This window comes from Bacillus sp. GBSW19, from assembly GCF_002998655.1.
In the GTDB taxonomy this organism is placed as follows: domain Bacteria; phylum Bacillota; class Bacilli; order Bacillales; family Bacillaceae; genus Bacillus.
This window is the reverse complement of sequence record NZ_PVRF01000008.1, coordinates 1-7,623: the sequence shown is the minus strand read 5'-3', so window position 1 is coordinate 7,623 and position 7,623 is coordinate 1. Positions and strand designations below refer to the sequence as shown.

The following is a 7,623-nucleotide window of genomic DNA, read 5'->3' as shown; positions in this document are numbered from 1 at the left end:
GGAGATTTTTTTTTTGATTTTTAGCAACAAAAAAAACAGACCCTAAAGGTCTGTCGATTTTCATGTTACAAATCGAATACGATACATCATGTTGCATTCCTTGAAGCAACAGAAACGCTGTTATCTTGCGTCGCTAAACCATAAACTGGCGCAACAGCCACAGCTAAAATCAAAACGGCAGCCATAATTTTTTTAAACGTCATATTCAAAATCGCCCCTTTGAATCAGTTTCTGAACTTGGATCATCTTCTTGTAAAAAAATACAGAATCATCCAATCGTTCTATGTCATTATAAAATCTTCCAGCCTCTAAAGCTAGGTCTTCTAAATAAGGATAACCACGACTATATAAAAGTTGATCGAATTTTTGATTGACTTCAACACTAGGCGAAACCGTCACATATAACTCATGAAGCACATTAAAAAGATCGACAAACATATAATCATCATACTTTTCAGCATAGCTTTTTCCTTTCACACAATAATCAAGAGCTTCTTCTTTTCGTCCCTGCTTAAAGAAAATGATGGCTAAATCATAACAAGCTTGTACAACCTCTTTAGCACCGATCTTCTCGCCTAACTCTAATGCACGTTGGTAATATACTGTTGCTTTCGCAACATCATCTTGTTTATTAAAACAGTTTCCTAAATTCAACAAACCCTTAGTCGTAATGTAATCATGGCCAAGTGCAATAGATTCCTGTAAAGCTAATTTCAAATGGGGAAGTGCCTTCTCATAACTGACCAGATCGTCATAATTTCCCGCAATCACGAATCTACACTGGATTAACCTAACTTGATATATACTGTTTGCCTTATAAGCATGATACGCCTGTTCAACATAATACATAGATAGATGTGTTTGCTTCATGTGATAAAAGATTTCTGCCATTTTGAAAAAGAACTCCGCACGCTCCAATTCATCAGCTACTTTATCAAGTTTTCTTTCAGCATAGCGATAAAATGTAATAGCTTTTATGTACTCCCCTTTAGAAAACTCATACATCCCTCTGAAAAAATTGAAGTAGTACTCCATAATACCAGTAAGCCTTTTCCCTTCACCTTCGACAGCTCTCAAATAATCAGCTTTGTTGACAGTATTTTTTGATGGATTTACGTATTCAAGCATCTGTTCATGGCGAAATTCCATTAGCTGAAAATAAAGAACAACCTGTTCGTCTTCCTCCATCAAATCCAGTTCATTCTTAACTTCGTTACGGAGAATCTCTGCATCTGTCACATTCAACCTTTTGATATGTCGATACCACTCATTAATCTTCTGACCAACCACAGGCGCTGCAATAGTTCCCATACCATCAATCCCCCGATACATCGCTTTTTTATGTTAAATCCTAGCACATGAAATACGGCTATAACTTGCTTGCGTTTCCATTTTTGAAAATTTTCGGTATCTCGCAAACGTTTTTTAAAATGAATTCAGCAGACTAAACGAAAAACGCATTTAAGTCCCGTATAAACGTTTTTGGCTCATCCTCCTACTTCAATTACCTGAACAAAAATAAAAGCGCTCAGAATCGAATCTGAACGCTCTCAGAGGCATTTTAGAATTACAGCCTCGGTATTTTTATGTATTTAATCATGCATCTTATCATCTAATTAAAAACCGTTTCAAAACGAAAACGACTCAATCCCTTGATATGATTGGTTTCCAACAGTTTTCTCATCCATTACTACCCCCCTGTTAGCATGGGGGAGTTCTCGTTTGGCTCTCGGTGCTCCGCTTTTCGTTGCCACTCAGGCGACTCTCGCCGCCTTCTCGCTTCGCACCTTCGCCAAACAATCAGATGAATATCACTCTCTTATTCTACCATCTTCACCAACGTTTTTCATCAATTTTCCAACGGTACAATGCCTGGCATTCTGCTTTGAACGGAGAGAAAATACACGTGCAACTTTTCAGGTGCATAAGTGGGCACTGGTTCTCCAGTGACTCTTTTCGGGCTCTGCCCAAACCCGCCAACGGTCAGCCCGTTGGATCGCAAATGTTCAAACCCCCTACCCCCGATCTTCGGGGGATGCCCCTTCGGCTGGCGCAAACAAACGGGGTTTGTTTGAATCAATAGGCTTTGGATGTGGTGAATGAGTCAACTCCTTAATGCTCACTTTCGTTCCGCTTACCGTTGACTCATGCCACATGTTTTTCACTCCATTTTTTAAACAGTAACGCTCCTTTTGAGTGCACACTTTTCCGAAACAACACAAAACAAACACGAAACTTTCGTGAAAAACCCCCGTTGGCTTTTCTAAAAACACGCACATTTTTTGGTGCGTATAACTGGGCACTTTGACAAGTGGTCGGCAACTGGTCGATCATTTTTCATCACTGATCCGACAGTGATCGGCTCGTTTTTCAGTAGTGATGGGAAAGTGATTACCTCAAAAATCGCCACTGCTGCAGGAGTGATTTACACCACTTCTTTGGGGTCATTTTTTTGCTAGGCTTTGCCTAGTTCCACACCATAAGTGGGGACAAAAACCCCTTATGCTCTTTTCACCTTTTCCGAAATGTCTCCAGCGACACTTATCAAAATTTTTCTCTTTCAACCCGCTACGCAAAACAAAAATATTTTGCCTTTTGATCTAGGAGGGCGTAGCGTATACCGTAGCGAATGAATCATAAAGAGGTGAACCCGCTATGAAACCCGAAACCTACCTTTCTTCACAAGACATTGCAAACAAGCTCAATGTCTCCAGCGTCACGATACGCAAATACGCCGCCATGCTTGAGAAAAACGGCTATAATTTCGCCAGAGACACTAAGGGATGGCGTCAGTATAATGAGTCCGATTTATCCGCTATGGAGTATATATACACACACTCTAAATTGAGTGGTAAATCACTAGAAGAAGTAGCCAAGCTTGTAGCGACCTTGTATCGGTCAAACTTGTCCATATCGGATACCGCTACACCGCTACAAGATGTCAATGTCGCCGATCTCATTCAAAGACAAGAGGAATTCAATCGGACCATCCTAAAACGACTCGAACAATTTGAAGAACAACAAAAAAAGCGAGATGAAAATCTCATGCTCGCTTTGAAAGAATCCATTGAAACAAAAAAAATGATTGCTGCTGCTCAACAAAAAAAGTGGTGGCAATTTTGGAAGGACTAAAAGTTAAGACTAATTTAAGTTTAAGTGTGCTAAAATTATTCAAGTCCAAAATAATATCCAAAAATGGAAGGTTGTGTTCTATTTGAAACTAAAAAAATTAACAAATCTCCAAAGACTATCGATTATAATTCCTTTTTCACTTGTTATAGCATCAGCTTTATTATTAATCCAAGTTTCTTTTAATAACAAAGAAATTCAAAGCCTCTCCCAAGGTTGCTATGACATAAATGGCGCTCCAGAATTCGAATTTGGCGTACTAAATTTAGATTATAAGTTTGAATGTAAGTAACAAATAAAAAACGCACTTAAATTTAAGTGCGTTTTTCTAATTCACTTTTTCTTACATTCAAACTTATATCCACCAGCTTTTTTAGCTGATCCACTCTTAGTAGTACCTTTTAATCCAGCAGAATCTCTAGAATCAATTACAGGTTTTCCTTTTTGTTTATAACATTTATTAATTAAATTTTGTTTCTCTTTATGACTAAAATATAACGCTGAAAAGATAATTCCACCAGCTACAATGATGCCCGCCACTACAGGTATAACCCAAACCCAATTAGCATGAGCAACATTCTCATCAACATCAATTTCATCTAAATCCACGTTACTTAGCTTCAAAATATAATCTATTTCACCTTGAGTAAGATTTTGAAACTTATTCTCTATTTCTTTCAATTCAGAATCACTAAAGTCATAAAAAGACTTAGCTAAGTCTTTAGATAACATAATTTCATTGGTTTCCACATTATAAAAAGATGATTTATTTATAGCATCAACCTTTTTTTGTGTGTCAGACTCAGTTGCTTGTGCTGAACTGAAAAGTACACTAGAAAACAAAATAGAAGCTAAAAAAACAACAAATGACTTTAATAAAAGTTTTTTCTTAAACATAATATCCCCCAATATTTTAAAATTTTATATAAAAATACAAATATTAATTATTTGTATTTTAATAAACCATTTCCAAAAATAGATTTATTACCAAGATCCTCACTCTTACTCTTTAAAAAATCTAAATCTATTGACTCTCCATCTTCTATGTATAAAGAAATGACACCAGTAACATAAGGTGTGGCAAACGAAGTACCACTTTGAATAGTTATTTCAGACTGTTTATCAATAGCCAAAACTTCTACTCCAGGAGATACAAAATCAATCTTGCCCTTACTTGCTAAAGGATAAATTTTATTATTAATATCAATAGCAGAAACAGAAATAACACCTTTATACTTAGCCGGATATTCTACATCTCTTCCCACCATATTTCCAGCTGATGCAACAATAATTATTCCTTTTTTGAGAGCTCTATCAATAGCCTTTTTTAATTTTTTTGAACCCTTTGAAAAACCAATACTCAAATTAATAATATCAACCTGTTTATCAATAGCCTTATTTATTCCTTTTACAACACTATCAACAGTCCCTAGACCTTTTTGATCTAAAACCTGAATATCAAAAATTTCAGCATTGATATTTAAACCGATTTTTTTAGAATCTAAATTCCCAGCAATTAAACTTGCAACAATAGTACCGTGACCAAATTCATCCTTTGTTTTATTCGTGTTATCAAAAGCATTAAAGGAAAAAACAATAGATTTATCCAATCCTTTAATCTTAGAAACTCCACTATCTAAGACAGCAATTTTTACTTTATTCCCGTTAAAATCATGTCTTTTAGATACAAGATGTTCAAAAGCCCAATTATCTTCTTCAAAAGAACAACTAGAAAGGAAAAAAAGAGATAATAATATGATTAAATATCTTCTATACATTTGGCACCAATCCTAACAAAGTAAAACAAAATAAGAAAAATATACTATATAAAGTTACTACAATTTGATATTTTAACACAATATAAACCATAAAGACCTTAAAATTACATAAAAAATCAAAAGCATCGCAAGCGTGTAAAGAAGAAGCCGGCTCACTTGTCGGCTTCTTCTGCTTCTTCAAACCACAATGCAATGAACATCAAAGTACAAATAATGAATGCTCCTAAATCCATCACATTCACCTCCACAGTAAATGATTTCAAGATGTAGTCTGTCTTTTTTAATCAGAAAGTGTTATCATTTGCTCACTAAAATTTAAGGTGGGGGAAAATGAAAAATAAAGAAATTTTAGGATACATACTAATTGGAGCATGTTTATTAATCTCACTTTTCTTTAGCTTTAACACAGATGCATTAATTCCAAATGGTTATGAATTGGCTCTTAACGGTATTGTGATTTCAAAAGCCATAATGGTTGGAATATCTATCTACTTAACATTCAAAATAGGGCAGCTATTAATTAAAAAGAAAGAGTAGTCAATTGACCACTCTTTTTTTATTTATAGTTGATCAACCCATACTCTCCAAATCTCGGCTTTTTATGAGTGTATTTACTCTTACTCATTACTTTCCCTGTAACAATATCAACTAGCCAATTTTCACCTTTCTCAATGTTGTAGTTAACTCTATAACCCATATAAACTCTTTTGTTTGGTCCGACATTCAATGTGTAACCCTTAGCACTAGACTTAGAAACATTAAAACCGAAGGTCAACCCTTTAATATCTCCTGAAGAAGTAGTCCCAAACGTTACCGACTTGTTAGCTGATATAGAGCCACCTGCTTTACCAGTTTTGATATTATCAGATATTCTTTTATATTTAGACCAACCTGTAGATTTTTTAACGTTCTTTTTGATGTTACGAAAATCCATTATAAACTCAGGTTTAATAGTACCTTCCACAGGATCAGCATAGATTTCATCTGGGTCAACATTTGAAACTCGAGATGGACTCTTAGCCTCTTCAGCCTGAACACCTTCACTAAAAGCAGTAGACAATAAAAGAGTAAACATGGTTAACAAAACAACAATAGACTTTTTCATAAACTCTCACTCTCCCAAAAGTTATTTGAAATAAGAACTTAACATAATATTTGCTTAAAAATACCTTAATTGGAAAAGTTTCTAAAACGCTTGCGGACACCGCAATCAAAAAAGAAATTTCACCTGCCATATTGACATAAAAAAAACAGACCATGATAGGTCTGCTCATCTACGTGATTATGTAATTCTTAATGCCAACATGCCAACGTGCCATCACTTCAAACGTTTCATTTGCTACATCATCATCATCTTCTTCAATTCTAACAAGATCCCCGTCCTCGGCATCCGTCAAATTCAGTTCCTTATGAATCTCTTTCAAGATCCCACCGTAGCCGATCAACCGCCTTGCATTGAGTGCATCATCCAAATAATAAACAGTATCCAAATTTTCCTCGGTCACTTCATTCCCACGTATCACATCGGTGTCTTTCACTGGATACTTAGAAATCTCTAAAATGGCTTTCTGCTCTTCCATTGCTTCGCGCACTTCTTTTTCAATCGCTTCCGCATCAATGCCCTTTTTTCCTTTGACCCGCTGCACGTGCACAATCGGCGTATAATCCAATTTCATGGCACGCTTCCATAGGCTTGTCCACTCTGCTTGTTTGATATAGCTTTTACCTGTGAAATAACTTCTTTTCACTGGAATCAATACATGAAAATGCGGGTGATATGTATTTTCTTCATGATTTTTCGTAATCTCTAAAGCTCTGAAAAAACCAAGTGTTCCTGTTTTCACTTTTTTGTATTGAAACAGCTTTCTAAAGCCTTGCATCATATCAGTAATCGTTTGTTTTAAATCATCGCCCTCAACATTTTTCACCGTCAACGTGAGGAATATCCACGCAGGCTTATATTGCCGATTTGCTTCTTCTACAATCAACTTATTGTGACAAGCAATTTTTAACGACCTTCGCCACGCACACATAGGGCATAACCTCACTTTACAAAAATAGGCTTGATATAATCGTAGTCTGCCCGTTTCTTTATCTCTTCTAAACGCTAGACATTCCGCACAATCACATACTTTCTCTGCCTTTTTTCCGTAGTAAGGCGCACCGGTACGCTTTTCAAGTCCTTCATAATGAGACGCCATAAGTGACGATCTCAACTTTTTCCCTTTCCAATCCCGCTTTTTACCTGTTGCGGATTTGTCCTCAAGGGTGATATAATTCGATTCAGATGAATGAAACAAAGCAAAAAACTCCTTCTGCGCTAGTTCTCTAGCATTCTATTATTTAAGATTCGACACCTTAATAATAGCAGATGGAGTTTTGTGCTGTCAAAATGCCTTTAAAGCCTTGACATCACTGTATTTATCGCACTTTTTTAAAATGACAATGTTTCTATATGTATCAAGATAAGAAAAGACACGATTCTGACTCCGTCAAAATCGCCCAAAAATCTGGCGAAACGCCATCTTTTTAAAAACCAAAACCTAAAAACCTAAAAGACCAAAGACTAAACCAAATTTCCCCGCAGGGGGAGATTTTTTTTTTGATTTTTAGCAACAAAAAAAACAGACCCTAAAGGTCTGTCGATTTTCATGTTACAAATCGAATACGATACATCATGTTGCATTCCTTGAAGCAACAGAAACGCTGTTATCTT

8 protein-coding genes are annotated in these 7,623 nt (G+C 35.9%); 2 read left to right on the top strand and 6 right to left on the bottom strand.

Annotated elements, in window-relative coordinates; all coding sequences use genetic code 11:
* Nucleotides 1-192: 192 nt before the first annotated feature.
* Together C6344_RS18670 and C6344_RS18915 are read right to left on the bottom strand one after the other, a co-directional pair.
* Nucleotides 193-1,311, bottom strand: a complete 1,119-nt coding sequence (locus C6344_RS18670; RefSeq protein ID WP_106073181.1) for a response regulator aspartate phosphatase — start codon at nt 1,309-1,311, stop codon at nt 193-195.
* Between the two features lie 538 nt (nt 1,312-1,849).
* On the bottom strand, nt 1,850-2,002 hold the full coding sequence (locus C6344_RS18915) for a hypothetical protein (RefSeq protein ID WP_189313048.1): 153 nt from the start codon (nt 2,000-2,002) through the stop codon (nt 1,850-1,852).
* A gap of 653 nt (nt 2,003-2,655) precedes the next feature.
* Between C6344_RS18915 and C6344_RS18660 the strand changes: the two genes are divergently transcribed.
* Nucleotides 2,656-3,132 (top strand): DUF3967 domain-containing protein, encoded by a 477-nt coding sequence (locus C6344_RS18660; protein ID WP_106073179.1) that lies wholly within the window; start codon nt 2,656-2,658, stop codon nt 3,130-3,132.
* A 330-nt stretch (nt 3,133-3,462) separates the two neighbouring features.
* On the opposite strand, the gene C6344_RS18655 is transcribed toward C6344_RS18660, so the two are convergent.
* A complete protein-coding gene (locus tag C6344_RS18655; RefSeq protein WP_106073178.1) occupies nt 3,463-4,026 on the bottom strand; it encodes a hypothetical protein in 564 nt (187 codons plus the stop codon).
* A gap of 47 nt (nt 4,027-4,073) precedes the next feature.
* Complete coding sequence (locus C6344_RS18650) at nt 4,074-4,907, bottom strand: S8 family peptidase (RefSeq protein WP_106073177.1); 834 nt, start codon at nt 4,905-4,907, stop codon at nt 4,074-4,076.
* Between the two features lie 330 nt (nt 4,908-5,237).
* On the opposite strand from C6344_RS18650, the gene C6344_RS18645 reads away from it, so the two are divergent.
* Nucleotides 5,238-5,444 (top strand): hypothetical protein, encoded by a 207-nt coding sequence (locus tag C6344_RS18645; RefSeq protein ID WP_044140436.1) that lies wholly within the window; start codon nt 5,238-5,240, stop codon nt 5,442-5,444.
* A gap of 19 nt (nt 5,445-5,463) precedes the next feature.
* Here C6344_RS18645 and C6344_RS18640 read toward each other — a convergent pair whose 3' ends face one another.
* Together C6344_RS18640 and C6344_RS18635 are read right to left on the bottom strand one after the other, a co-directional pair.
* Nucleotides 5,464-6,012, bottom strand: coding sequence for a hypothetical protein (locus C6344_RS18640; RefSeq protein ID WP_106071964.1), 549 nt, complete (start codon nt 6,010-6,012; stop codon nt 5,464-5,466).
* Between the two features lie 169 nt (nt 6,013-6,181).
* The gene (locus C6344_RS18635) at nt 6,182-7,207 is read right to left on the bottom strand and encodes a protein rep (protein ID WP_106071965.1); all 1,026 of its coding nucleotides are present in this window, start codon (nt 7,205-7,207) and stop codon (nt 6,182-6,184) included.
* Nucleotides 7,208-7,623 lie beyond the last annotated feature (416 nt).

Excerpts from the sequence above, each read along its gene's own strand:
- C6344_RS18660 (WP_106073179.1), top strand. The coding sequence starts at position 2,656 with ATGAAACCCGAAACCTACCTTTCTTCACAAGACATTGCAAACAAGCTC.
- C6344_RS18640 (WP_106071964.1), bottom strand. The coding sequence starts at position 6,012 with ATGAAAAAGTCTATTGTTGTTTTGTTAACCATGTTTACTCTTTTATTG.
- C6344_RS18655 (WP_106073178.1), bottom strand. The coding sequence starts at position 4,026 with ATGTTTAAGAAAAAACTTTTATTAAAGTCATTTGTTGTTTTTTTAGCT.
- C6344_RS18670 (WP_106073181.1), bottom strand. The coding sequence starts at position 1,311 with ATGGGAACTATTGCAGCGCCTGTGGTTGGTCAGAAGATTAATGAGTGG.
- C6344_RS18650 (WP_106073177.1), bottom strand. The coding sequence starts at position 4,907 with ATGTATAGAAGATATTTAATCATATTATTATCTCTTTTTTTCCTTTCT.
- C6344_RS18645 (WP_044140436.1), top strand. The coding sequence starts at position 5,238 with ATGAAAAATAAAGAAATTTTAGGATACATACTAATTGGAGCATGTTTA.